This window comes from Streptomyces sp. NPDC005151, from assembly GCF_053599875.1.
This window is the reverse complement of sequence record NZ_JBSFYR010000020.1, coordinates 51,818-75,919: the sequence shown is the minus strand read 5'-3', so window position 1 is coordinate 75,919 and position 24,102 is coordinate 51,818. Positions and strand designations below refer to the sequence as shown.

General features: G+C 67.4%; 18 protein-coding genes and 1 tRNA gene. 8 read left to right on the top strand and 11 right to left on the bottom strand.

The window, feature by feature from the left end:
- A complete protein-coding gene (locus ACWD6R_RS14080; protein ID WP_451818915.1) occupies positions 1–1,398 on the top strand; it encodes a pyridoxal phosphate-dependent decarboxylase family protein in 1,398 nt (465 codons plus the stop codon).
- Positions 1,395–2,804 carry a lysine N(6)-hydroxylase/L-ornithine N(5)-oxygenase family protein gene (locus ACWD6R_RS14075; protein WP_451818914.1) on the top strand — a complete coding sequence of 470 codons (1,410 nt, stop codon included), beginning with the start codon at positions 1,395–1,397 and terminating at the stop codon, positions 2,802–2,804. Before ACWD6R_RS14080 ends, ACWD6R_RS14075 begins: the two co-directional genes overlap by 4 nt.
- A gap of 84 nt (positions 2,805–2,888) precedes the next feature.
- Here ACWD6R_RS14075 and ACWD6R_RS14070 read toward each other — a convergent pair whose 3' ends face one another.
- Positions 2,889–4,688, bottom strand: a complete 1,800-nt coding sequence (locus ACWD6R_RS14070) for a bifunctional metallophosphatase/5'-nucleotidase (protein WP_451818913.1) — start codon at positions 4,686–4,688, stop codon at positions 2,889–2,891.
- A 135-nt stretch (positions 4,689–4,823) separates the two neighbouring features.
- Here ACWD6R_RS14070 and ACWD6R_RS14065 point away from each other — a divergent pair, with 135 nt between their 5' ends.
- A complete protein-coding gene (locus ACWD6R_RS14065; RefSeq protein ID WP_451818912.1) occupies positions 4,824–5,528 on the top strand; it encodes an SIMPL domain-containing protein in 705 nt (234 codons plus the stop codon).
- Positions 5,529–5,653: 125 nt separating this feature from the next.
- Entirely contained in the window at positions 5,654–7,087 is a 1,434-nt protein-coding gene (gene pyk / locus ACWD6R_RS14060; RefSeq protein WP_451818911.1) for a pyruvate kinase, read from the top strand.
- A gap of 8 nt (positions 7,088–7,095) precedes the next feature.
- Here pyk and ACWD6R_RS14055 read toward each other — a convergent pair whose 3' ends face one another.
- Together ACWD6R_RS14055 and ACWD6R_RS14050 are read right to left on the bottom strand one after the other, a co-directional pair.
- Positions 7,096–7,872 carry a transcriptional regulator gene (locus tag ACWD6R_RS14055; RefSeq protein ID WP_451818910.1) on the bottom strand — a complete coding sequence of 259 codons (777 nt, stop codon included), beginning with the start codon at positions 7,870–7,872 and terminating at the stop codon, positions 7,096–7,098.
- A 109-nt stretch (positions 7,873–7,981) separates the two neighbouring features.
- Positions 7,982–8,056: transfer RNA gene (locus ACWD6R_RS14050), tRNA-Leu, on the bottom strand.
- Between the two features lie 98 nt (positions 8,057–8,154).
- Between ACWD6R_RS14050 and ACWD6R_RS14045 the strand changes: the two genes are divergently transcribed.
- Positions 8,155–8,814 (top strand): ANTAR domain-containing response regulator, encoded by a 660-nt coding sequence (locus tag ACWD6R_RS14045; protein WP_451818909.1) that lies wholly within the window; start codon positions 8,155–8,157, stop codon positions 8,812–8,814.
- A gap of 78 nt (positions 8,815–8,892) precedes the next feature.
- Here the strand turns inward: ACWD6R_RS14045 and ACWD6R_RS14040 are convergent, their stop codons facing one another.
- The 7 genes from ACWD6R_RS14040 to ACWD6R_RS14010 form a co-directional block, all read right to left on the bottom strand.
- The gene (locus tag ACWD6R_RS14040; protein ID WP_451818908.1) at positions 8,893–9,609 is read right to left on the bottom strand and encodes an ABC transporter ATP-binding protein; all 717 of its coding nucleotides are present in this window, start codon (positions 9,607–9,609) and stop codon (positions 8,893–8,895) included.
- Positions 9,606–10,559, bottom strand: coding sequence for an ABC transporter ATP-binding protein (locus ACWD6R_RS14035; RefSeq protein ID WP_451818932.1), 954 nt, complete (start codon positions 10,557–10,559; stop codon positions 9,606–9,608). Before ACWD6R_RS14035 ends, ACWD6R_RS14040 begins: the two co-directional genes overlap by 4 nt.
- A gap of 5 nt (positions 10,560–10,564) precedes the next feature.
- Positions 10,565–12,349 carry a branched-chain amino acid ABC transporter permease gene (locus ACWD6R_RS14030; RefSeq protein WP_451818907.1) on the bottom strand — a complete coding sequence of 595 codons (1,785 nt, stop codon included), beginning with the start codon at positions 12,347–12,349 and terminating at the stop codon, positions 10,565–10,567.
- Between the two features lie 5 nt (positions 12,350–12,354).
- The gene (locus ACWD6R_RS14025) at positions 12,355–13,284 is read right to left on the bottom strand and encodes a branched-chain amino acid ABC transporter permease (protein ID WP_406418472.1); all 930 of its coding nucleotides are present in this window, start codon (positions 13,282–13,284) and stop codon (positions 12,355–12,357) included.
- Positions 13,285–13,389: 105 nt separating this feature from the next.
- Positions 13,390–14,607 (bottom strand): branched-chain amino acid ABC transporter substrate-binding protein, encoded by a 1,218-nt coding sequence (locus ACWD6R_RS14020; RefSeq protein ID WP_451818931.1) that lies wholly within the window; start codon positions 14,605–14,607, stop codon positions 13,390–13,392.
- A gap of 635 nt (positions 14,608–15,242) precedes the next feature.
- Entirely contained in the window at positions 15,243–15,713 is a 471-nt protein-coding gene (locus ACWD6R_RS14015; RefSeq protein WP_451818906.1) for a PaaI family thioesterase, read from the bottom strand.
- A 162-nt stretch (positions 15,714–15,875) separates the two neighbouring features.
- Complete coding sequence (locus tag ACWD6R_RS14010) at positions 15,876–18,152, bottom strand: FdhF/YdeP family oxidoreductase (RefSeq protein WP_451818905.1); 2,277 nt, start codon at positions 18,150–18,152, stop codon at positions 15,876–15,878.
- Between the two features lie 158 nt (positions 18,153–18,310).
- Here ACWD6R_RS14010 and polA point away from each other — a divergent pair, with 158 nt between their 5' ends.
- Complete coding sequence (gene polA, locus ACWD6R_RS14005; protein ID WP_451818904.1) at positions 18,311–21,022, top strand: DNA polymerase I; 2,712 nt, start codon at positions 18,311–18,313, stop codon at positions 21,020–21,022.
- Positions 21,023–21,056: 34 nt separating this feature from the next.
- Here polA and ACWD6R_RS14000 read toward each other — a convergent pair whose 3' ends face one another.
- Positions 21,057–21,926 (bottom strand): DUF4184 family protein, encoded by an 870-nt coding sequence (locus tag ACWD6R_RS14000; RefSeq protein ID WP_451818903.1) that lies wholly within the window; start codon positions 21,924–21,926, stop codon positions 21,057–21,059.
- Between the two features lie 212 nt (positions 21,927–22,138).
- Between ACWD6R_RS14000 and ACWD6R_RS13995 the strand changes: the two genes are divergently transcribed.
- Positions 22,139–23,806: a lytic transglycosylase domain-containing protein gene (locus ACWD6R_RS13995; protein WP_451818902.1), complete on the top strand. Its 1,668-nt coding sequence runs from the start codon at positions 22,139–22,141 to the stop codon at positions 23,804–23,806.
- A 152-nt stretch (positions 23,807–23,958) separates the two neighbouring features.
- On the top strand, positions 23,959–24,096 hold the full coding sequence (locus tag ACWD6R_RS13990; protein WP_266986840.1) for an SPW_0924 family protein: 138 nt from the start codon (positions 23,959–23,961) through the stop codon (positions 24,094–24,096).
- The last annotated feature ends 6 nt before the right edge of the window (positions 24,097–24,102 follow it).

The window sequence follows — 24,102 nt, the reverse complement described above, 5'->3', positions numbered from 1 at the left end:
ATGCCCACCCCACCCCTCGCCGGAGGTACCACCGGCCCCGCCGCCCTACGCCCCCTCCTCGACACCGTCCTCACCGCACTCCACGACGGAGCCCAACAACGCCACGGCCCCCTACCCGCCGGCGGACCCCAAACCGTCACCGACCACATACACCACGCCACCCACCCCCTCATCCCCGACCACGGCACCGGCCCCCACCACGCGCTGCGCACCCTCATCACCGCACTCACCCAAGGCGCCGCAGACCCCGCACACCCCCACTGCGCCGCCCACCTCCACACCCCACCCCTCGCCCTCGCCGCAGCCGCCGACCTCGCCGCCTCCGCCCTCAACCCCTCCATGGACTCCTGGGACCAAGCACCCGCAGCCTCAACCCTCGAAACCGACACCACCACCGCACTCGCCGCCGAGATCTACCCCCACCAACCCCACCCCGACGCCCTCATCACCACCGGCGGCACCGAAGCCAACCAACTCGCCCTCCTCCTCGCCCGCGAACGCCACGGCCCCGTACAGACCCTCACCGGCGCCAACGCCCACCACAGCATCACCCGCGCCGCCTGGCTCCTCGGCCTCCCCGAACCCCACACCATCCCCGCCCCCACCGGCGTCATCGACCTCACCGCACTCGAAGAAGCCCTCACCCACCACCCCGGCCCCCTCCTCGTCACCGCCACCGCAGGCACCACCGACACCGGCCAGATCGACCCCCTCGACGACATCGCCGACCTCTGCACCACCCACGGCGCCGAACTCCACATCGACGCCGCCTACGGCGGACCACTCCTCTTCAGCCCCACCCACCGCACCAAAATCCACGGCCTCGACCGCGCCCACAGCGTCACCCTCGACCTCCACAAACTCGGCTGGCAACCCGCATCAGCCGGCATCCTCGCCGTCCCCGACCACCACCACCTCCACCCACTCCACCACCACGCCCCCTACCTCAACGCCCACGACGACACCCAAGCCGGCCTCCCCGACCTCCTCGGCCGCTCACTGCGCACCACCCGCCGACCCGACGCACTCAAAATCGCCGTCACCCTCCAAGCCCTCGGCCGCACCGGACTCGCCGACCTCATCGACCACACCATCAACACCGCCCACCAACTCGCCGACCTCATCACCCACAACCCCACCCTCGACCTCTACCAACCACCCACAATCACCACCGTCCTCTTCCGCCCCACCGACGCCACCGACCACACCGTCGCCACCGTCCGCCGCACCCTCCTCACCACCGGCCAAGCCGTCCTCGGCCGCGCCCACGCCGACAACCACCTCTGGCTCAAAGCCACCCTCCTCAACCCCCACACCACCCGCCACGACCTCCAAACCCTCCTCGACCTCATCACCCACCTCACCCACACAGTCCAGAAAGGCAACCCACCCCGATGACCGACCGACCCACCCCCGACCCCGGCCAGCCACACGACCTCGTCGGCATCGGCATCGGCCCCTTCAACCTCTCCCTCGCCGCCCTCGCCCACGGCATCCACCCCCTCGCCGCGACCTTCTACGAACAACGCCCCGCCTTCCACTGGCACCCCGGACTCCTCATCGACGGCTCCAGCCTCCAAGTCCCCTTCCTCGCCGACCTCGTCACCCTCGCCGACCCCTCAAGCCCCTGGACCTTCCTCAACTACCTACGCAGCCGCGACCGCCTCTTCCCCTTCTACTTCGCCGAGCGCTTCCACATCCAACGCGCCGAATACGACGCCTACTGCCGCTGGGTCACCGACCAACTCCCCGGACTCCACTTCAGCCACCAAGTCGACGCCATCCGCTGGAACCCCGAACGCACCCTCTACGAAGTCGACTTCACCCAACTCGACACCCACGGCGAAGTCGAAGCCCTCGGCCGCGCCTACACCCGCCACATCGCCCTCGGCATCGGCACCGAACCCTTCATCCCCGAACCCCTCAAACCCCTCGCCCAAGCCGAATCCGTCCCCGTCATCCACTCCGCCGACTACCTCCACCACCGCGAACAACTCCTCCAGGCCGAACACATCACCGTCATCGGCTCCGGCCAATCAGGCGCCGAAATCTTCCTCGACCTCCTCCGCGCCCGCCCCGCCGGACACGAAAAACTCCACTGGCTCGCCCGCACCGGCGCCTTCGCCCCCATGGAGTACTCAAAACTCGGCCTCGAACACTTCACCCCCGACTACAGCCGCTACTTCCACGCACTCCCCGAATCCGTACGCGACGAACTCATCCCCCACCAATGGCAACTCCACAAAGGCATCGACGCCGACACCATCGCCGCCATCCACGACGAGCTCTACCGACGCACCCTCCACGGCGGCTGGCCCGACACCACCCTCACCCCCGGCGTCCACGTACGCACCGCAGGCCGCCTCGCCAACGCCCGCGTCGAACTCCACCTCGAACACACCCAACAGAACACCCGCACCCGCCTCACCACCGACGCCGTCATCCTCGCCACCGGCTACCGCGAACGCCCCCTCGACCGCCTCCTCACCGGCCTCACCCCCCACATCCACCGCGACGCCGCCGGACGACCCCGCATCGACAACCAGTTCCGCCTCGAACTCGACCCCACCGTCACCGGCAACATCTACGTACAGAACGCCGAACGCCACACCCACGGCGTCGGCGCCCCCGACCTCGGACTCGCCGCCTGGCGCAGCGCCACCATCCTCAACAACCTCACCCGGACCAACGCCTACCCCCTCCCACAACGCACCGCCTTCACCACCTTCGGCCTCACCCCCCAGAACACCCCCCACATCCCCCACCAGCACCCCGCCCTCATCCCCCTCGCCCAAGGCAACTGACACCCCACAGACAAAAAAGGCGGCCGCCCCCTCAAAGAGGAGACGGCCGCCACACCCACCCAGCCACCAGTGCCGGGAATGGCACTAGAACACCGGCACACCATCCCGCGTCAGCCGCCAGTCCACCGAAGCGAACTGCGCACCATCCACCGAACCCTTCGCCTGCACCCAGCCAATGATCGTGTTCCGGATCTCCTCCGAATTCGCCCACAGCTGCTTCGCACCCGGCACATGCGGGAAGTTGCCCCCACCGCTCGCCCGATAATTGTTCACCGCCAGCACGAACTCCGCCGCCGGATCGATCGCCTTGCCCTCGAACGACAGATTCACAATTCGCGAACCATTCGGCTTCGCAATATCGATCTCATACGTCAGACTCGACACCGCGTCATAGTTGTAGTCCGGCGTGTTACCCGCATTCGTCAACGTCGCCGTATCCACCGGAGCACCCGCCGCCGTCTGCACGTAATACCGCGCCGAGAACTCCAGATAATCCTTGAGCTGCGCACCCGTCAGCAACCGTGCCTCAAGCGTGTTCTCGAACGGATACAGCCCCGCCGCATCCTTGATCGTCACATTCCCCGCCGGGATCTGCGCCGTACGGGAGAAACACGACGCCTGCGACAGCACAGGCAACGACGCATACGCCCCACCCGCCAGAGCCGCCTTCACCGTCTCCGCCTGAACCACATTGATCAGATCAATGATCGGCTCGTCCTTCCAAGCCGCCTCCGCCGTCGTCATCGCCGCCGTCGACGTACCGATCACCTGATTGACGTACGCCACAACCTTCTTGTGCTCATCCGCCAACAACCCCGTGATCTTCGGATCCTCCGCCACCGTGTTCGAGTTCAACACCTGCGAACCCGCACTCTCCACCACCCAGCGGCCCTTCTTCCACACCAGATCGAAGTCGAACAGCGTCAACCGCTGCCCCCACTTCAACGGCTCGGAGAGCACCACCTTCTTGCCCGTCTCTTTGTTCTCCACGAAGTACTCGGGGATCTCCAGGTGAGCATGACCGACCAGAATCGCGTCGATGCCCGGCACCTGCTCCGCCACCAGCGCCGCCGCGTTCTCCACATACGGAACCTGGTCACCGTACGACGACGTCCCACTGGTCCCCGAGTGCGCCGACACGATGACGACATCCGCCCCCATGGACCGAAGCCGCGGCACGAACTTCGCCGCCTGCTCCACCAACCCCGGGAACACCATCTTGCCGCTGACATTCGCCTTGTCCCAGATCGCGATCCCCGGGTTCGTCAGCCCCAGAATCGCCACCTTCACATCTGGACCGTGCGGCGTACGCATCCGCTTGATCACATACGGGGCGAACGCCGGCGTCAACGTCTTCGCATCCAGCGCGTTCGCACCCAGCAGCGGAAAATCACACTGCTCCTCGAACTTCCGCAGCACCGGAATGCCGTAGTTGAACTCATGGTTGCCCAGCGCCGCCGCGTCATACCCGATCGCGTTCATCGCCTGCGCCATCGGATGCACCGGACCACGCTCCGCCGTGATCGGATCGACCTTCGCGTAGTAGTACGACAGCTGCGTGCCCTGGATCGTGTCACCCGCATCGATCATCAGGGTGTTGTGACGGCCCTTCTCCGCACGGACCTGCTCCACCAGCGTCGAGATCTTCGCCAGACCCACATCGTTGTGCGCCTTGTCGTCGAACTCCTTGTCCGTGAAGTAGTCCCAGTTGAAGACATTCCCGTGCAGATCGGTCGTACCCATCACAGTGAACGCATACCGCTTCGGCGGACGCCCGAGACCGCGACCCTGGGCCTCGGCGGGCACAGCCACACCCCCAGCCATCGCCACACCGGCCCCGGCCGCGGCCGATGTGCCCAGGAACGTCCTACGGTTCAGCGGCATTTCTTCTCCCACAGATCAGATCTCGCAGTACACAACGCGCGTAGATAATGACCCACCAGCCGCACCCAGCAACACCCCTCTCAGGTTTCTATCTGATGACCACGCAGGTCGCACCCCCGATGCGACAGTGGACCCATGACCCACACACCCGCCCCCTACGGCACCCCCGACCACCCCCGCGTCGCCGTCCGCGGCGAAGCACGCCTCGAAGTCGACCCCGAAACCGCTCATATCACCATTACTGTTACAACCCGGGGTAAAGACCGCCGAACAGCCCTCGAAGACCTCACCCGACGGAACGCCCACGTCCTCGAAATCGCACGCACCTACGGACAAGCCGTCGAAAAACTCGAAACCGGCGCCTTCTCCATCACCCCCGAACTCACCGCACGCGGACGCGACGAAAAAATCCGCGCCTACCACGGCCGCGTCCACATCACCGCCGTACTCGGCGACTTCACCGCACTCGGCGAACTCACCACCCGCATCGCCGACCTCGACATGACCCACATCAACGGCCCCTGGTGGAACCTCCGCCCCGACTCACCCGCCCACGCCCAAGCCCGCCGCCAAGCCGTACAAGAAGCCCTCAAACGCGCCCGCGAATACGCCGACGCCCTCGGCACCCACCTCACCGCCCTCCTCGAAATCGCCGACCTCGGCGCCGAGAACACCGCCCCCCTCCCACCCATGCCCGCCGCACCCGCCAGCTTCCGCAGCAGCGCCGCATACGGCGGAGCAGAACCCGAAACACCCCCCGCCCTCGACCTCGAACCCCAACGGCAGACCGTCTACGCCCAGGTGAACGCCCGCTTCACCATGGCACCCCCAAAACTCTGAAAACAATGCTCATCAGAGCGCCCCGCTGCACAATTCAACACTTGTCAATAACCCTTCACCCAAAGGTTGTTGAGACGACACGCAGAGCCAAATCGCTACCCGTAGGTAAGGTTTAGGCTCAAACCATGCGCCGAGCAAAAATCGTCTGCACCCTGGGCCCAGCCACCGACACATACGAGCAGATCAAGGCACTCGTCGAAGCCGGAATGGACATCGCCCGCTTCAACCTCAGCCACGGCTCCTACGTCGAACACGAACAGCGCTACCGCCACGTACGCAAAGCCTCCGACGAAACCGGACGCAGCGTCGGCATCCTCGCCGACCTTCAAGGCCCGAAGATCCGCCTCGGCCGCTTCCGCGAAGGCCCCGTACTCCTTGAACGCGGCGACACCTTCACCATCACCGTCGAACCCATCGAAGGCGACCGCAACACCTGCGGCACCACCTACGAAGGCCTCCACACCGACGTCACCACCGGCGAACGCATCCTCGTCGACGACGGCCGTGTCACCCTCGAAGTCACCGACGTCGACGGCCCCCGCGTCCACACCACCGTCATCGAAGGAGGCATGGTCTCCGACAACAAAGGCCTCAACCTCCCCGGCGTCGCCGTCTCCGTCCCCGCACTCTCCGACAAAGACATCGAAGACCTCCGCTGGGCCCTGCGCACCGGCGCCGACGTCATCGCCCTCTCCTTCGTGCGCAGCGGACGCGACATCGACGACGTCCACCGCATCATGGAGGAAGAAGGCCGCCGCCTCCCCGTCATCGCCAAAGTCGAAAAACCCCAGGCCGTCGAGAACATCGACGACATCGTCGCCGCATTCGACGGCATCATGGTCGCCCGCGGCGACCTCGGCGTCGAAATGCCCCTCGAACAAGTCCCCATCGTCCAGAAGCGCGCCATCAAACTCGCCAAGCGCAACGCCAAGCCGGTCATCGTCGCCACCCAGATGCTCGACTCGATGATCGACAACTCCCGGCCCACCCGAGCCGAAGCGTCCGACGTCGCCAACGCCGTCATCGACGGCACCGACGCCGTGATGCTCTCCGGCGAGACCAGCGTCGGGAAATACCCGGTCGAAACGGTCCGCACGATGTCCCGCATCGTCGAAGCAGCCGAGGAAGACATCCTCGCCAAGGGCCTGCCCCCGCTCACCGACCGCAACAAGCCTCGCACCCAGGGCGGCGCGGTCGCCCGCGCAGCCGCCGAGATGGGCGACTTCCTCGGCGCGAAGTTCCTTGTCGCCTTCACCCAGAGCGGCGACACGGTCAAGCGGTTGTCGCGTTACCGCTCACCCATCCCGCTCCTGGCTTTCACCCCGGACCCGGCCACCCGCTCCCAGCTGAACCTCACCTGGGGCGTCGAGACCTTCCTCGGCCCGCACGTCGACTCCACGGACGCGATGGTCGCCCAGGTCGACGAGGAGCTCCTGCGGATCGGCCGCTGCGAGAAGGGCGACATCGTGGTCATCACGGCCGGCTCGCCGCCGGGCGTCCCCGGATCGACGAACCTGGTGCGCGTGCACCACATCGGCGAGGACGACAGCCCCAAGTAAGTCGGTCGTCAGTGCTTCGGCCCGACGTGAGCGTCCATGAGAGCGACGGACGCCCGTCGGGCGACGGAGATGTTGAGCGGGCTGCTGCCTCGTGCGAGGGTCGTCCACTCGACCCCGACAGCGGTGAGCGTGTCGCTGAACAGTTTGCGGATGTCGTCCGACTTGTTGGTGAAGAAGTACCGGGGGTACTCGTAGCGCTTCCGTTCGCCACCGACGAGGCGTGTGGTCCAGTTGATGATCCGGCATCCGTCGGAGTGGATGAGGCCGCGGACGAATTCCCACGGGTGGGCATCCACGATCCTCTGTTGCCAGGGTTCGAGAGCGATCTTGCGGTCGTGTTTCCTGCCGGGACCGTGCTGGGGGAAGAGGCAGGGCCAGTGCTTGCTGTGGCACGTCACGTACTGGCAGCCCTGACGCTGAACCCGGAACACCTTGTTTCCGGGGCGTACGATCTGCATGGCTTCGGCACAGGCGTCGATGAGGCCGGGCCAGGCATCGGCGCAGGCGATACGGAGGAAGTACACGCCCCTTTTGGCGGAGCTGATGCAGCCGTCGCCGAGATAGAGGCCCAGTAAGTAGGCGTACGCGGCGGGGACTTCAGGATCGCTCGGCATGTCGCCGCACCTTGGACAGTCCGCAGCACGGTTCCAGCCGAGGGGTTCTATTCGCGCCTGCCACGAACGGATGGCGGCACGCGAAATGCCGGTCTGCTTGCTTACGGAGTTCTGGCTGAAGCCTTGGGCGATGAGTGCCAGAGCGCGCTTGCGCGTATCAAGGTCGTACACAGGGCCGATCCTGTCTGGATCTTGATGACCCGCAGGTGGAATAAGCAAGCATTCACACGTTCATGTGAAGTTCTGCTATTCCTCGGTGGCCTTGGAATCGAAGGAAAAGTGCCCCGAGTCGGACTCGAACCGACACTGGATGGGTTTTGAATCCATTGTCTCTGACCAATTGGACTACCGGGGCTCACAGAATCGAAGGTGCTCTTCGACCCGCTGCGCGACCACCATACCGCAGGTGGGTAGGCTCAAGGGAGCTGCACCTGCCCCGCAACGAGGAGCCCCGTGACCACGCCCGAGTCGCCCCAGCCCGTCGCCGACGACGACAAGTCGCACGTCCCGCCGCTGACGACCCGTGTCGTCATCGCCGAGGACGAGGCTCTCATCCGCCTCGACCTCAAAGAGATGCTCGAGGAAGAGGGCTACGCGGTCGTCGGCGAGGCCGGTGACGGCGAGAAGGCGGTCGAGCTCGCCCGTGAGCACAGGCCCGACCTTGTCATCCTCGATGTGAAGATGCCGATCCTCGACGGCATCTCCGCCGCCGAGCGCATCACCGAGGAGTCCATCGCGCCCGTCCTGATGCTCACCGCGTTCTCGCAGCGCGACCTGGTCGAGCGGGCCCGGGACGCCGGTGCGATGGCGTACCTCGTGAAGCCGTTCAGCAAGAGCGACGTGGTGCCGGCCATCGAGATGGCCGTGTCCCGGTTCGCGGAGCTGAAGGCGCTGGAGAGCGAGGTCGCGGACCTCGCCCAGCGGCTGGAGACGCGGAAGCTGGTGGACCGGGCGAAGAGCATTCTGCAGACGGATTACGGGCTGTCGGAGCCGGCGGCGTTCCGGTGGATCCAGAAGACGTCCATGGATCGTCGGCTGTCGATGCAGCAGCTTGCCGAGGCGTTGATCGAGGATGCCGAGGAGAAGAAGCGGGCGGCGAAGGACGGCGAGTAGCCGCGTAGGTACGTAGGGAAGAGGCCCGCACCCCGGATCGATCGGGGTGCGGGCCTCTTCCGTGTGGAGCGGTGTCGGTCAGTCCTCGCCGAGGTACGCCTTGCGGACGGATTCGTCGTGGAGGAGGTTCTGGCCGGTGCCGGAGAGGACGACCTTGCCGACCTCCATGACGTGGCCCTGGTCGGCGAGTGAGAGTGCGGCCTGGGCGTTCTGCTCGACGAGCAGGATGGTGGTGCCCTGGGCCTTCAGCTCGACGATGGTCTGCATGATCTTCTGCATCATGATCGGGGAGAGGCCCATGGAGGGTTCGTCGAGCATGAGCAGTTTGGGCTGGGACATGAGGGCGCGGCCCATGGCGAGCATTTGCTGCTCGCCGCCCGAGAGGGTTCCTGCTGCCTGCTTCCTTCGTTCCCCGAGGATGGGGAAGAGGTCGTAGGCGCGCTGGATGTCCTTTTCGATGCCTGCTTTGTCGTTGCGGAGGTAGGCGCCGAGGAGGAGGTTCTCGGTGATCGTCAGCCGGGGGAAGATGTGGCGTCCCTCGGGGGAGTGGGCGAGGCCCAGGGAGACGATCTTGTGGGCGGGGATGTTGGTGAGAGGTTTGCCCTCGAAGAGGATCTGGCCGCCGATGGGCTTGAGGAGGCCGGAGAGAGTGCGCAGGGTGGTGGTTTTGCCTGCGCCGTTGGTGCCGATGAGGGTGACGACCTGGCCGGCTTCGACGGTGAAGGAGATACCTTTGACGGCTTCGATCTTGCCGTAGGCGACGCGGAGGTCTTCGACCTGGAGCAGTGCGGTCATCGGGTGTCCTCCTCTTCGGTGCGGGCGGTGCTGGTGTCGCCGGTGGCGGCTTCGGCTTCCGCGGCTTCGGCGGGTTCGGTCTCCGCGGCTTCGGCCTCGGCGGCTTCGGCGTGTGCTTCGGCTTCCGCTGCTTCGACTTCGGCGACTTCTTCGGCGCCGGGGGCGCCTTCGAAGGGGGTGCCGAGGTAGGCGGCGACGACGCGTTCGTCGCTCTGGACGACGTCGGAGGTGCCTTCGACGAGTTTTTCGCCCTGTACGAGGACGGCGACGCGGTCGCAGAGGTTGAAGATGAAGCGCATGTCGTGCTCGATGACGAGGACGGCGATGCCTTGGTCGCGGATGGCGAAGATGAGTTCTTCGGTGACGCGGGTTTCCTGGGGGTTCATGCCGGCGGTGGGCTCGTCGAGGAGGAGGAGTCCGGGGTCGCTGGCGAGGGCGCGGGCGATTTCCAGCTTGCGCTGGTCTCCGTAGGGGAGGTTGCGCGCGAGGTGGTCGGCCTTGGTGTGGAGGCCGATGAATTCCAGGAGTTCCATGGCGCGTTCCCGGCTGGCGTTCTCGGCTTTGGTGAAGCCGGGGAGGCGCAGGAGGGCGGACCAGAGGCCTTCTTTGGTGCGGGTGTGGCGTCCGACGAGGACGTTTTCCAGGACGGTCATGTTGGCGAAGAGCCGGATGTTCTGGAAGGTGCGGGCGATGCCTGCCTGGGTGACGAGGTGGGGCTTGGGCGGCAGGACGGTGCCTTTGTAGCTGACTTTGCCTTCGGTGGGGACGTAGAGCCCGGTGAGGCAGTTGAAGAAGGTGGTTTTGCCGGCGCCGTTGGGTCCGATGAGGCCGACGATTTCGCCTGCGTTGACGGTGAGGTCGACGTTGCGTACGGCGGTGAGGCCGCCGAAGCGCATGGTCACGCCGCTTGCGTCGAGGACGGTGGTGGCGGTTTTCGTGGTGGTGGTCATGGTGGTCACGCCCCCGCCTTGGCGATGCCGGCGCCGGTTTCTTCGGACTGCCGTGGTTCCGGTACGTCGATCGGGTCGTTCTCGTGGAATTCGAGCTGTTTCCTGCGGTCGGCGACGAGGCCTTCGGGGCGGAAGCGCATCAGGAGGATGAGCGCGATGCCGAAGAGGAGCAGCTGGTAGTCCTTCATGAACTGGAGTTTGGCCGGGATGAGGTAGAGCAGGGCTGCGCCGACGAAGGGTCCGCTGAGGGTTCCCATGCCGCCGAGGATGACGGCGGCGAGGAGGAAGGCGGAGTTGGGGGGTACGGAGCCGGCGAACTGGTACTGCTCGGGCGTCACGGTGTAGTTGACGTGTGCCTGGACGGTGCCGGCGAGGCCGGCGAGGGTCGCGCCGAGGGCGAAGGCGAGCAGCTTGAGCCGGAAGGCGTTGATGCCCATGGCGGTGGCGGCGGTTTCGTCTTCGCGGATGGCGACCCAGGCGCGGCCGATGCGGGATTCTCCGGAGCGGCGGAAGACGAGGACAACGACGGCGGTGACGACGAGCATCAGCAGGTAGTAGTTGGCGGGCCTGCTGAGGGTGAAGGGGCCGATGTCGTGGCTGAGTCCGAAGTCGATCCCGAGGAGGTTGAGGTCCGGGATGCTGGGGATGCCTTGGGAGCCGTTGGTGAGGTCGGGTCCGCTGTTGCCGTTGAGGTTGTTGACGGTGACGCGGAAGATCTCTCCGAAGCCGAGGGTGACGATGGCGAGGTAGTCGCCGCGCAGTCGGAGGGTGGGGGCGCCGATGAGGACGCCGAAGACGAGTGAGACTGCGGCTCCGGTGAGGACGGCGGCCCAGAAGGGGAACTGGACGCCGATGGCGGCGAGTGGTGCGCCGGAGACGAGGGCCGCGGTGTAGGCGCCGACGCCGAGGAAGGCGACGTAGCCGAGGTCGAGGAGGCCGGCGAGGCCGACGACGACGTTGAGGCCGAGGGCGACGGTCGCGAAGATGAGGATGTTGACGCCGATGAGGGCGTATTCCGCGGTGTCCTGGGTGAAGGGGAAGCAGAGTGCTGCGACCAGGGCTGCGGTGAGGGCGACGTTGCGGTGCTTCGTGGTCAGTGCGGTGATGCGGGAGATGAGTCCGGCGCGGGTGATTGCGGTGAACGCGAAGGCCGCGGTGATGAGGAAGCCGATGAATTGTTCGGATTCTTCGGTGGGGATGTCGATGCCGTAGGTAAAGACGTACAGCATGGCGCCGAAGACTGCGGTGATGATGAGGATTTCGGCCCAGGCGGGGAGTGTTCTGGCGCGGGGTGCCGCGGGTGCGGTGAGGCTGTTGCGGAAGCGCTGCCAGGCGCTGGGCCGGGTTTCGTGCTGGGGGAGTGGTTCGTCGCTGGGGAGTGCGAGTGCGGCGATGGTGGCGATGAGTGCGCCGATGCCGCTGACCCAGGCGCCGGGTTCGAGGTTGACGACGCCGCCGAGCTCGTAGGCGATGGCTCCCATGGTGTAGCCGGTGGTGCCGAGGGTGCCGAGGGCGAGGAGTCGGACGGGGCTGTTGGTGCCGCCGGGGGTGAGCCAGCGGAGTCCTCGGATTCCGTATCCGCTGAGTGCGAAGAGGAGGGTGAGGGCGGCGCTGGTGAGGGTGAGGATCTGGAGGCCGCCGGGGTAGCCGGTGACGGTGAGGTCGCCGGGGAAGTCGGTGGTCCAGGTCCAGGCGAGGAAGGTGCCGGCGAGGGCGATGGCGGCGCCTGCGATGGTGGCGAGGCGGGCGATCGGTGCGGGCAGTGGGATGAGTGTGCTCTGGGTGGTCATCCGTATCACGCCCGATCCGCGACGCGTTCGCCGAGCAGGCCCTGGGGGCGGAGCAGCAGGACGACGATGAGGAGGACGAAGGCCCATACGTCCTTCCAGGCGCCGCCGCCGAAGAGGTCCATGCCGGGGACGTCGCTCATGTAGCCGGTGGCGAGGGATTCGGCGACGCCGAGTACGACTCCGCCGAGCATGGCGCCGTAGATGTTGCCGATGCCGCCGAGTACGGCTGCGGTGAACGCCTTGAGGCCCATGATGAAGCCCATGCGGAAGCCGATCTGGCCGTTCTTGAGCCCGTAGGCGACGGCTGCGACGGCTGCGAACGCGGCGCCGATGGCGAAGGCCATGACGATGATGCGGTCGGTGTTGATGCCCATGAGCTTGGCGGTGTCGGGGTCCTGCGAGGTTGCCTGCATGCCGCGGCCGGAGCGGGTCTTGGAGACGAAGAGGCCGAGGGCGATCATGCAGACGGGTGCGGCGATGAGGACGAAGAGGTCACCGCGTTGGATGTTGGCGCCGAGGATGTCGAAGGCGTCGCCCTTGAACTGGGGGAAGGGGTGGTCCTTCGTGGCGTCGGGGTACCACTTCCAGATGGCCTGCTGGAGTGCGAGGGAAAGTCCGATCGCGGTGATCAGCGGGGCGAGTCTGGGGGCGGTGCGCAGGGGCCGGTAGGCGAAGCGTTCGGCTGCGACGCTGATGGCGACGGAGCAGATGACGCCGCCGATGATCATGAGGGGGACGATTGCGAGGAGGTTGGAGCCGGCCGGCATCCAGAGGTACACGGTGAGGGCTCCGAAGCCTCCGATCATGAAGATCTCGCCGTGGGCGAAGTTGATGAGCTGGATGATTCCGTAGACCATCGTGTAGCCGATCGCGATGAGACCGTACATCGCGCCGAGGATGAGTCCATTGGCCAGCTGTTGCGGCAGTTCGTTCACCGCAGGGCCTCCGTGGAGTGGTTCGGATATGGCACCGCGCGGGAGCGCTGGTAGCGCTCCCGCGCGGTCTGGTTTTCTTTGTTCTGTCTGACCGGGAGGACTTGGTCAGTCCTTCGTGTAGGCCTCGCTGAGCTTGGAGACCCACTTGCCGCCGTCGACCTGGTAGGCGGTCATCATGGTGTTGGTGGTGTCGCCGAATTCGTCGAAGGCGACGGGGCCGGTGACGCCGTCGAAGCTGACCTTGCCGACGGCCTCGAGGACCTTGGCGCGGGCGTCGTCGGGGAGCTTGCCGTCGTTGGCGGCGACGACGGCCTTGACGGCCTCGATGATGGCCCAGGTGGCGTCGTAGGTGCCGCCGCCGTAGGCCTCGTAGGCGTCCTTGTAGCCGGCCGTCTGGTAGTCCGCGATGAACTTCTTGGCGGAGTCGAGCTCCTCGACGGGCTTGCCGACGGAGGTGGCGATGTCGCCCTGGGCCTTCTTGTTGAGCTTGATGAAGTCGGCGCTGTACATGCCGTCGCCGCCCATGAGGGGGATCTGGACGCTGTCCTTGAGCTGCTGGCTCAGGGGTGCGCCGGCGGGGTACTCGCCGCCGTAGTAGACGGCCTTGGCGCCGGACTTCTTGACCTTGGTGACGACGGCGTTGAAGTCACGGTCGTCGGGGTTGACGTGGTCGGAGCCGGCGATTTTGCCGCCGAGCTCGGTGAACGTCGCCTTGAAGGAGGCGGCGAGACCGGCGCCGTAGGGCTTCTGGTCGTCGATCAGGTAGACCTGCTTGATCTTCGCGTTGTTGAAGAGGTACTTCGCCGCGAAGGCGCCCTGGATCTGGTCCGTGGTGGCGGTGCGGAAGTAGGTCTTGTAGGGGCGCTTCTTGTCGCCGGTCTTCCAGTTGTCGCCCTGGGTCAGCTCGGTGCCCGTGTTGGCCGGGGAGATCTGGGTGAGGCCGGCGTCGTTGAGCGGCTTCTGCATCGACTGGGAGACGCCGGAGTTCAGGGGGCCGACAACGCCGAGGACCTTCTTGTTGTCGATGAACTGGGTGGCGTTCTGCTGGCCGACGGAGGGCTGCGCCTGGTCGTCGAGCGGCTGGACCTCGAAGGTGATGCCGGGGACGGTCTTGTCCTTGTTGGCCGTCTTGGCGGCGAGGTCGGCGGAGTTCTTGATGCCGAGGCCGAGGGCGGAGAGGTCGCCGGTCAGGGGCGCGTCGACGCCGATGACGACGGTCTGGGTGTCGCCGCCGCCGCTGCTCTTGTTGTTGTTGTCGTCGCGCGACCCGCAGGCGGTGAGCGTCAGTGCTCCTGTGGTGAGCACTGTGGTGAGGATGAGCAAAGAACGGTGTCGCACGAAAAGTCCTTTCCCTGGCGCGGCCTCCTCTGCTTGAGGTGCCGTGTCGGTCGCCGGGCCGTACTGGGTTGGTACAGGGCCGTGCTGCAGACGCACCCGGCGGCGCGGTGACTGGCCGTGACTCTAGGCGCAGGTGGCGGGGTCGGGGATGGGTCGGCGGAGGATGTGACTGTCTTGTTATGCCGTTGAGGAAGGCTTGAGGTGGCTGTGGGGACATGTACGGCTTTTTGCGGGACGGTGAAGTGACCGCATTCTGAGAACGCGCAGCTCTGCTAAGGGGCTTGAGGCGATCTTGGTGCTGTCACGTGGTGGGGGGTGTGAGGGCGTGACGGGGTGCCCGGTGTCTGCGGGGCCGGGTTCTGTGTGCTGCCCGGCGGCGCTCCGGTTTTGCGCGTTTGTTACGCAGTGTTACGCCGGGGAGGTGTGTGGTCGACGCCCTGTGGTGTCCGTGGGCTGCGTGTGGCTGCTGAGTGGGCCACACAAGGGGTTGCGGGGTCAAGGGTGTTGGGTATGGAGGTTGTTCAACGGTCTTGTGTGGGCGGGTTGTTGTGGGTGGATATGGCTCTGCCCGGCCGGATTTGTGGTCCGGCCGGGCAGAGGTGTGTTCGGGTGTCGGTCAGTCAGGCGGCGGCCGCCTTGGGGGCGTCGCGGAGCAGGCAGGTGAGGCGGGCGGTGCAGACCCTCTTGTCCTGTTCGTCGGTGATGACGATCTCGTAGGTGGCGGTGGAGCGGCCGCGGTGTACGGGGGTGGCGGTGCCGGTGACGAGTCCGCTCCGTACCCCTCGGTGATGGGTGCAGTTCAGGTCGACGCCGACGGCGAGCTTGGTGGCGCCGCCGTGGAGCATGGTGCCGACGGAGCCGAGGGTTTCGGCGAGGACGGCGGAGGCGCCGCCGTGCAGGAGCCCGTAGGGCTGGGTGTTGCCTTCGACGGGCATGGTGCCGACGACGCGGTCCGCGGAGGCTTCGACGATCTGGATGCCCATGCGTTCGCCGAGGTGTCCGGCGGAGAAGAGTGCGGGCAGGTCGACGCCGAGGGTGGCGTACTCGTCGATGATCTCCTGGGGGAACTTGGGTGTGCTGTGCTCGCCCATGGGGTCCGGCTCCGATCGTCTGCGGTGGTTCATCGTTTTCTTGCTGTGTGCATTGTTCTTATCAGACGACTGAGCGAACGCTTAGTGAGCTGGGTGTGCGGATTATCTCCGGATGCTCTGCTCCCGGACGCCCTGACTCCGGGCGTCCTGACCCCGGACGTTCTACCCCTTGATGTTCTCGAAGCGGACGACGACGGACTTGCTCGCGGGGGTGTTGCTGGTGTCGGCGGTGGAGCCGAGGGGGACCAGCACATTCGTCTCGGGGTAGTAGGCGGCGGCGCAGCCCCGGGCGGTGGGGTAGTGGACGATGCGGAAGCCGGGGGCGCGGCGTTCGACGCCGTCCTTCCATTCGCTGACGAGGTCGGTGCAGGCGCCGTCGGTGAGGCCGAGGGTGCGGGCGTCGTCGGGGTTGACCATGACGATGCGGCGGCCGCCCTTGATGCCGCGGTAGCGGTCGTCGAGGCCGTAGATCGTGGTGTTGTACTGGTCGTGGGAGCGCAGGGTCTGCAACAGCAGTCTGCCTTCGGGGAGTTCGGGGTATTCGACGGGTGCCGCGGTGAAGTTGGCTTTGCCGGTGGCGGTGGGGAAGCGGCGGGAGTCGCGCGGGGCGTGCGGGAGGGTGAATCCGCCGGGGTGGGCGACGCGGGCGTTGAAGTTCTCGAAGCCGGGGACGACGCGGGAGATGCGGTCGCGGATCGTTGCGTAGTCCTTCTCGAACTCTTCCCAGGGGGTGGTGGATCCGGGGCCGAGGACGGCGCGGGCGAGGCGGGCGACGATGGCGGGTTCGGAGAGCAGGTGGGGGCTGGCGGGGGTGAGGTTGCCGCGGGAGGCGTGGACCATGCTCATGGAGTCCTCGACGGTGACGAACTGCTTGCCGCTTGCCTGGACGTCCTTGTCGGTGCGGCCGAGGGTGGGCAGGATCAGGGCGCGGGTGCCGGTGACGGCGTGCGAGCGGTTGAGCTTGGTCGATACGTGGACGGTGAGGCGGGCGCGGCGCATGGCGGCCTCGGTGACGGTGGTGTCGGGGGTGGCCGCGACGAAGTTGCCGCCCATGGCGAAGAAGATCTTGGCGTCGCCGTCGCGGAGGGCCTGGATGGAGCGGACGACGTCGTAGCCGTGGTGGCGTGGTGAGGTGATGCCGAATTCCTTGTCGAGGGCGTCGAGGAATTCGGGGGCGGGGCGTTCGAAGATCCCCATGGTGCGGTCGCCCTGGACGTTGGAGTGGCCGCGGACGGGGCAGACTCCGGCGCCGGGCCGTCCGATGTTGCCGCGGAGCAGGAGGAAGTTGACGACTTCGCGGATGGTGGGGACGGAGTGTTTGTGCTGGGTGAGGCCCATGGCCCAGCAGACGATGGTGCGCTTCGAGGCGAGGATCATGGTGAGGGCCTGCTCGATGGTGGCGCGGTCGAGTCCGGTGGCGGTGAGGGTCTCGTCCCAGTCGGCGGCGCGGGCGGCGGCGGCGAATTCCTCGTACCCGTGGGTGTGTTCGCGTACGAAGGTGTTGTCGACGGCGCCTTCGGTCTCCAGGATCATCTTGTTGAGGAGCCGGAAGAGGGCCTGGTCGCCGCCGATGCGGATCTGCAGGAAGAGGTCGCCCAGGGCGGTGCCCTTGATCATGCCCTGGGGTGTCTGTGGGTTCTTGAACCGTTCCAGGCCGGCTTCGGGGAGCGGGTTCACCGAGATGATCCTGGCGCCTGCGGATTTGGCCTTCTCCAGGGCGGAGAGCATTCGGGGGTGGTTGGTGCCGGGGTTCTGTCCGGCGACGATGATCAGGTCGGCCTGGTGGAGGTCCTCGAGGGAGACGCTGCCCTTGCCGATGCCGATGGTCTCCGTGAGGGCGGAGCCGGAGGACTCGTGGCACATGTTGGAGCAGTCCGGCAGGTTGTTGGTGCCGAATTCGCGGGCGAACAGCTGGAGCAGGAACGCGGCCTCGTTGCTGGTGCGGCCGGAGGTGTAGAAGAGCGCTTCGTCGGGGGAGCCGAGGGCGCGCAGTTCCCCGGCGATGATCTCGAAGGCGTGGTCCCAGGTCACTGCTTCGTACCGGTCGGCGCCTTCGGGCAGGTACATCGGCTGGGTGATGCGGCCCTGCTGGCCGAGCCAGTAGCCGCTGCGGGTGGCCAGGTCGGCCACGGGGTGGGCGGCGAAGAAGTCGGGTGTGACGCGGCGCAGGGTGGCTTCTTCGGCGACGGCCTTGGCGCCGTTCTCGCAGAATTCGGCGGTGTGCCGTTCGTCGCCCTCGGGCCAGGCGCAGCCGGGGCAGTCGAAGCCGTCCTTCTGGTTGACCTTGAGGAGGGTCCGGGCGGTGCGGCGGACGCCCATCTGCTGTTGGGCGATGCGCAGGCTGTGGGCGACGGCGGGCAGTCCGGCGGCGGCGTGCTGGGCCGGTTCGACGTGTGGTGCGTCCTGGACCGGGTCACCGGTGGGCGGCTTGGTGGCCATGTCTGCTCCCCTTTGAGCCAGCTGCGAACCTGCGCGGTGTCGCTTGGTGTGTTTCCGGGTTCTTCTGTCTCCGGCGATCGTGTCACGCGGTGCGGGGCGGGTGCCGGGCGAGTGGTGTGCGGTCCGGATTGTCGGTGGTCCGTGGCAGGATCGGGGGCGTGGCTGAGACGGCATCGAAGAAGACGGCAGACAACCGACCGCGCCTGCTCCTGATGGACGGGCACTCCCTGGCGTACCGGGCGTTCTTTGCGCTGCCTGCGGAGAATTTCACGACAGGGGCGGGGCAGCCGACGAACGCGGTGTACGGCTTCGCGTCGATGCTGGCGAACACGCTGCGCGACGAGGCGCCTACGCATTTCGCGGTGGCTTTCGATGTCTCGCGCAAGACGTGGCGGTCGCAGGAGTTCCCGGAGTACAAGGCGACCCGTTCGAAGACGCCGGACGAGTTCAAGGGGCAGGTCGAGCTGATCGGCGAGCTGCTGGACGCGATGCATGCCGATCGTTTCGCGGTCGACGGTTTCGAGGCGGACGATGTGATCGCCACGCTGGCGACGCAGGCGGAGGCGGCCGGCTTCGAGGTGCTGATCGTCACCGGTGACCGGGATTCGTTCCAGCTGATCACGGACAACGTCACGGTGCTGTACCCGACGAAGGGTGTGTCGGAGCTGACGCGGTTCACTCCGGAGAAGGTCGAGGAGAAGTACGGGCTGACGCCGCAGCAGTACCCGGACTTCGCGGCGCTGCGCGGGGACCCGTCGGACAATCTGCCGGGTATCCCGGGGGTCGGTGAGAAGACGGCCGCGAAGTGGATCAACCAGTTCGGTTCGTTCGACGAGCTGGTCGCGCGCGCCGACGAGGTCAAGGGGAAGGCCGGGCAGAATTTCCGGGACCATCTGGAGTCGGTGAAGCTGAACCGGCGGCTGACCGAGATGGTCCGGGATGTGGAGCTGTCGAAGGTTCCGCAGGATCTGGAGCGTGCGCCGTACGACCGCTCGGCGGTCACGGGTGTGCTGGATGTGCTGGAGATCCGTAACCCGAGCCTGCGGGAGCGGCTGCTGGCCGTGGACCCTGGGGCTGCCGAGGACGAGACCCCGGCGCCTGCCGCGGGCATCGAGCTGGACGGTGCGGTGCTGGGTGCGGGTGAGCTCGCGCCGTGGCTGGCCGAGCACGGCGGGCAGCCGCTGGGTGTCGCCTCGGTGGACACGTGGGCGCTGGGCACCGGCAGTGTCACGGAGATCGCGCTGGCGGCGGGGGACGGGGCGGCGGCGTGGTTCGACCCGGCGCGGCTCGACGAGGCGGACGAGCGGGCGTTCGCCGCCTGGATCGCGGATGCCGGGCAGCCGAAGGTCATGCACAACGCGAAGAGTGCGATGCGGGTCTTCCCGGAGCACGGCTGGCAGGTCGACGGCGTCACGATGGACACGGCGCTGGCCGCGTATCTGGTCAAGCCCGGCCGCCGTTCCTTCGCGCTGGACGCCCTGTCGGTGGAGTATCTGGGCCGGGAGCTGGCCCCCGCGGCGGCGTCCGACGGGCAGCTGGCGTTCGGTGCGGACGACCAGGCGGAGGCCGAGGCGCTGATGGCGCAGGCCCGTGCGGTCCTGGATCTGGGCGAGGCGTTCACCGTGCGGCTGCAGGAGGTCGGCGCCGCCGAGCTGCTGCACGACATGGAGCTGCCGACGTCCGCGCTGCTGGCCCGCCTGGAGCGGTACGGCATCGCAGCGGACCGGGAGCATCTGGAAGGCATGGAGCAGCAGTTCGCCGGCGCGGTGCAGCAGGCGGTGAAGGAGGCACACGCCGCGGTGGGCCGTGAGTTCAACCTCGGGTCGCCCAAGCAGCTTCAGGAGGTTCTCTTCGGTGAGCTGGGGCTGCCGAAGACGAAGAAGACGAAGACGGGTTACACGACGGACGCGGATGCGCTGGCGTGGCTGGCGGTGCAGACGGAGCACGAGCTGCCGATCATCATGCTGCGCCACCGCGAGCAGGCGAAGCTGCGGGTGACGGTCGAGGGCCTGGTCAAGACGATCGCGGCGGACGGCCGTATCCACACGACGTTCAACCAGACGGTCGCGGCGACCGGCCGGCTGTCGTCGACCGACCCCAATCTGCAGAACATTCCGGTCCGGACGGACGAGGGCCGGGCGATCCGGCGCGGTTTCGTCGTCGGCGACGGGTTCGAGACGCTGATGACGGCCGACTACAGCCAGATCGAACTGCGGGTGATGGCCCACCTGTCGGAGGACGCGGGGCTGATCGAGGCGTTCACGTCCGGTGAGGACCTGCACACCACGGTCGCCTCGCAGGTCTTCGGTGTCGACAAGTCCGCTGTCGACGCGGAGATGCGCCGCAAGATCAAGGCCATGAGCTACGGGCTCGCGTACGGGCTCTCCGCGTTCGGTCTGTCGCAGCAGCTGAACATCGAGGCGGGCGAGGCGCGCGGACTGATGGACACGTACTTCGAGCGGTTCGGCGGGGTCCGTGACTATCTGCACCGGGTGGTGGAGGAGGCCCGGGCCACCGGCTACACGGAGACGGTCTTCGGGCGGCGCCGCTACCTCCCGGACCTGAACAGCGACAACCGGCAGCGCCGCGAGACGGCTGAGCGGATGGCGCTGAACGCACCGATCCAGGGCACGGCGGCGGACATCGTCAAGGTCGCCATGCTTCAGGTCGACCGGGCGCTCACCGAGGCGCAGTTGAAGTCCCGGATGCTGCTCCAGGTCCATGACGAAATCGTGCTGGAGATCGCCAAGGGCGAGCGGAAGCAGGTGGAGGAGATCCTGCGCCACGAGATGTCGACGGCGGTGCAGCTGCGTGCCCCGCTGGATGTGTCGGTCGGCGTGGGTGCGGACTGGGAGTCCGCCGCGCACTGACGTGAGCGGGGCGGTCCCGGCAGTCGTACGGTGCTCAGTCGCCGGGCGGGCTCGATACCAGGTCCGTCCGGCGGCCGGGATCCCCGGCCCCGGTGGGCGGCCGGTTCCGCCTCCGTTCCCGGAGGTGTATCCATACCCCGTACAGCACCAGTCCGACGGCGAGGCCGGCTCCGGCGCCGAAGCAGGCGGTGGGGATGATGTCCAGTGGTGTGTCGATGTGCCCGAAGTACGCGTACCAGCGGGCGCACCGGTGGACGATGCCGAGCAGCACGCAGAGGCTCAGCAGGGCGCCCGCGTACCACCGGTCCCGGTGGTCGAGGACGGGTGCGGACGGCGGGGCGGGCCGGGTTCCGGTCCGCCGCAGTCCCGACACGGTGAACCAGGCGAGGACGGTCAGCGCCACGGCCGAACTGCCGTACTGCACAAGCTGGAACACCGGGAATCCGCCGGCGCTCTCACTGAGCACCGGTACCAGCCGGGTGCCCCACCGGTCGTGATGGGTGAACGCGTCCCACACCACATGGCTGCCCGCCCCGAGGACCGCCGACAGGACGAACCAGGCACCGTTGCGCACCCCCCACGGGCCGCGCCGCTCTCCGCGTACGAAGGTGTACAGGCGCCCCTGCCAGGGCTGCGGCAGCAGTGCCACCAGTGGTTCGCGCAGCAGCAGCCACAGCGCCACGAGCGCCGCGGTGATGAGCACGTCCACCGTGAACACACCCCACACCGTATGGGTGACCTCCCCGAACTCCATGGCGCCGGGGATCGCCGTGTCCGCGTAGTACGTCATGTCGGGGGCGAACGAACCGGCGACGAGTGCCGAGGCGAGGAGCGGCCCGCGCGCGGTGCCGTTCCGGCGGACCACTGGGAGGACGGCGGCGGCATGGCTCAGGGTGAACGGCATGGCGGCAAGTATGCGCGAGTACGCCGGGCGGCGATCCGGTGCTCGTCCGATGCACACAGTCGACGCCTCCTGTACAACTTGCGGTCTGCAACGTGAAATACCGGTAAGAAGCGGTCAGGTCACTGTGTTCGAGCGGCACAAGTTGCCGTAGGGTCGCCTGAGTCCTTGCGCTGGGGAGCGTGGGCAGCCGTCGACGGGGAGGGACCAGACGTATGGCAGCGCAATTCGGCCGCCGACTGTACCGAGGGGCGACCACCACTGCGGTGGCCGCAGTTGCTGTGGCGGCGCTCGCCGCCTCGCAGGGCCCCGGTGCGGTACTCGCATCGGACGGCGGCGGCATCGGTGGTGAGCAGCCGGCCGCCGGTTCCACATCGTCCGACGACCCCGCGGCCACCGGCAACTCGCCGTACTACACGGACCTGCCCCCGCTGGTCAGCCCCAACAAGCCTGGTACGTCGACGAATCTGCCGATCACCGGCAGTGCGCAATCGGGCATACCGGCTTCGGTTCTGGCCGCGTACAAGAAGGCCGAGCGGTCTCTCGCGGACACCGACGCGGCCTGCCGGCTGCCGTGGCAGCTCCTCGCCGCGATCGGGAAGGTCGAGTCCGGCCAGGCCCGCGGCGGCCGGGTCGACGCGAACGGCACCACGTTCTCCCCGATTCTCGGCCCGGTCCTCAACGGTCAGGGCTTCGCCATGATCAAGGACACCGACAACGGGGCGTACGACGGGGATTCGACGCACGACCGTGCGGTCGGCCCGATGCAGTTCATCCCGTCGACGTGGGCGACGTGGGGCCAGGACGGCAATGGCGACGGCCGCAAGGACCCCAACAACATCTACGACGCGGCGCTCGCCGCCGGGCGCTATCTCTGCGCCGGGTCGCGCGACCTGGCGGTGGCGGCCGATCTCGACCGGGCGGTCCTCAGCTACAACCACTCGAACGAATACCTCCGTACCGTCCGTTCCTGGTTCGACTACTACAGGCGCGGCACGCACGAGGTCCCCGACGGCAGCGGCGTCGTCCCGCCGCCCCCCGGCGGTGGTACGGACCCGAGCCCGAACCCCGGCACCTCCCCGTCGCCGACCCCGCCCGCGAATCCGAAGCCGGACCCGAAGCCGGACCCGAAGCCTCCGAAGTCGGGCGGCGGTTCGACGAGCCCCGAGCCGTCTCCCAAGCCGCCACCGGCGCAGACCCTCGGCGCCGTGGAGAACGCGGGCACCGGCAAGCTGACCGCCACCGCGGGCGACGCGTTCGCCGAACGGATCAAGGTGCGGGCGAAGAACAGTCTGGGCGGCCCGCTCGCCAAGGTGTCCGTCACATTCACCATCGCCGGTGACACCGACGCCCGCTTCGAGGGCGGGAAGAGCTCGGTCACCCTGGCCACCGGTGCCGACGGCACGGTGACGGCTCCGGTGCTGCAAGCGGGCGAGAGGACGGGCCGGTTCACGGTCCGGGCCATCGCCACCGGACGTTCGCTGCCGGCTGTCCCGTACACCGCGACCGTGACGGCCCGGCAGGCCGACGCGATCGCCAGGACCGACGACAAGGCACTGACCGCCGCCCCCGGCGCCGATTTCGCCGACACCGTCGCGGTCAAGGCGACGTACCGGGGTGCGATCGCGTCCGGTGTCGCCGTCACCGCGACGATGATCACCGACGGGGACGCGCCGGTGGAGAACGACAAGGGCCCGTACTTCAAGGACGCGGACGGCAACACGGTCCGCACCCTGACGGACCTGAAGACCGGCGCCGACGGCACGCTGACGCTCCCGAAGATCTACGCCGACGACACCACGGGCACGTACAGGCTCCGCCTGACCACCGAGGGCGGCGCCACCGTCGTCATCGAGCTCGACGTTGAGGCGCCCGCCGCCTGACGGCGGCCCCGGAGCCGTACCGCGTCCTCAAGCAGCCCCTGTGCCACCACCCGGCACAGGGGCTGCTTCACGTGTTCTCATCTCGCGTCTTCATTGCTACGGTGCCCCAACTCTGACGCCCTGTCAGGTCTGCGCTCTCCGGGAGGCCGAGCATGCGTGCCGTCATCGCCGCCGCCATCGGGCTGGCCGCGGCCCTCGCCCTCGTGTTCACGGTCACCGCGATCGGTGCACCACCCGGCGAGACCTCGCCCAAACCCCTGCTGACCACCGTCCCCGGACCCAAGAAGTAGAGGGAG

Excerpts from the sequence above, each read along its gene's own strand:
- ACWD6R_RS14080 (WP_451818915.1), top strand. The coding sequence starts at position 1 with ATGCCCACCCCACCCCTCGCCGGAGGTACCACCGGCCCCGCCGCCCTA.
- ACWD6R_RS14075 (WP_451818914.1), top strand. The coding sequence starts at position 1,395 with ATGACCGACCGACCCACCCCCGACCCCGGCCAGCCACACGACCTCGTC.
- ACWD6R_RS14070 (WP_451818913.1), bottom strand. The coding sequence starts at position 4,688 with ATGCCGCTGAACCGTAGGACGTTCCTGGGCACATCGGCCGCGGCCGGG.
- ACWD6R_RS14065 (WP_451818912.1), top strand. The coding sequence starts at position 4,824 with ATGACCCACACACCCGCCCCCTACGGCACCCCCGACCACCCCCGCGTC.
- pyk (WP_451818911.1), top strand. The coding sequence starts at position 5,654 with ATGCGCCGAGCAAAAATCGTCTGCACCCTGGGCCCAGCCACCGACACA.
- ACWD6R_RS14040 (WP_451818908.1), bottom strand. The coding sequence starts at position 9,609 with ATGACCGCACTGCTCCAGGTCGAAGACCTCCGCGTCGCCTACGGCAAG.
- ACWD6R_RS14035 (WP_451818932.1), bottom strand. The coding sequence starts at position 10,559 with ATGACCACCACCACGAAAACCGCCACCACCGTCCTCGACGCAAGCGGC.
- ACWD6R_RS14030 (WP_451818907.1), bottom strand. The coding sequence starts at position 12,349 with ATGACCACCCAGAGCACACTCATCCCACTGCCCGCACCGATCGCCCGC.
- ACWD6R_RS14015 (WP_451818906.1), bottom strand. The coding sequence starts at position 15,713 with ATGGGCGAGCACAGCACACCCAAGTTCCCCCAGGAGATCATCGACGAG.
- ACWD6R_RS14010 (WP_451818905.1), bottom strand. The coding sequence starts at position 18,152 with ATGGCCACCAAGCCGCCCACCGGTGACCCGGTCCAGGACGCACCACAC.
- ACWD6R_RS14000 (WP_451818903.1), bottom strand. The coding sequence starts at position 21,926 with ATGCCGTTCACCCTGAGCCATGCCGCCGCCGTCCTCCCAGTGGTCCGC.
- ACWD6R_RS13995 (WP_451818902.1), top strand. The coding sequence starts at position 22,139 with ATGGCAGCGCAATTCGGCCGCCGACTGTACCGAGGGGCGACCACCACT.
- ACWD6R_RS13990 (WP_266986840.1), top strand. The coding sequence starts at position 23,959 with ATGCGTGCCGTCATCGCCGCCGCCATCGGGCTGGCCGCGGCCCTCGCC.